Genomic DNA, 1016 nt, shown 5'->3' with positions numbered 1-1016 from the left:
GTTGAGACAATTCTTAACGCCGATGCAACTATCAATGCAACCCTACTTCAGGGTGTAACGGGCAGCGGCAAAACTGAAGTTTATATCGAATGCGTAAAGAAACAGCTTGAACAAGGTAAACAGGCCCTCATTCTCATCCCAGAAATTAACCTCAGCCCACAAACGCTACTCAGGTTCCAGAGTCAGCTGAGCACACCTATTGGCGTCATTCACTCTGGCATGAGCCATAAAGAGAAATATACTAGCTGGTTTTTAGCAAAAGAAGGCATTGCACGCGTCATCATCGGCACCCGTTCAGCAATTTTTACTCCCTTCAAAGAGCTCGGAATAATTATCGTAGATGAAGAGCATGACCCCTCCTACAAGCAGATTGATAATTTCAAATATTCAGCACGAGATCTATCAGTCAAACGCGGACAGATTGAACAATGCAAAGTGGTGCTAGGAAGTGCAACACCATCACTTGAAAGCCTCTATAACGTTAAGCTAGGTCGCTATCAGCTAGCTTTAATGCAAGAACGCGCCGGCGCAGGCCAAACACCGGAAATGTTTCTAATCGATATCCGCAGCCGTCCTCTGGAGAATGGTTGTTCTCGCCCCTTGAAGCAGCGAATCGGAGAAGAGCTTGCTCAAGGCAACCAAGTAATCATATTCCAAAACCGCAGAGGCTTTTCACCAACACTAATGTGTAATAGCTGCGGTTGGCTCGCCCAGTGCCCTCACTGTGATGCACGCCTTACTGTTCATAGTCGCCCACCTCAGCTACATTGCCATCACTGCAATCATAAAGAAATCATTCCAAGAGCCTGTCATGAATGCAACCACCCAAGTCTGACACCACTTGGCGCAGGCACCGAAAGACTAGAGTTTGGACTGCAGGCACAATTCCCGAGCGCCAGCGTGGTGCGTGTTGACAGAGACAGCATAAAGAACCAAAAACAAATGACTGAGCTAGTCGAGCAAATCAATAAGGGAGAGCCTTGCTTGTTGATTGGCACACAAATGCTCGCAAAAGG

At 47.2% G+C, this 1016-nt stretch carries 1 protein-coding gene; it reads left to right on the top strand.

Going from position 1 to position 1016, the window contains the following annotated elements; genetic code table 11:
- Window positions 1-1016, top strand: a 1016-nt coding sequence (gene priA, locus A3763_RS00580) for a primosomal protein N' (RefSeq protein WP_068759805.1), incomplete at both ends; no start/stop codon positions are given.

This window comes from Oleiphilus sp. HI0128 (assembly GCF_001635365.1).
This window is presented reverse-complemented; position numbering and strand designations above follow the sequence as displayed.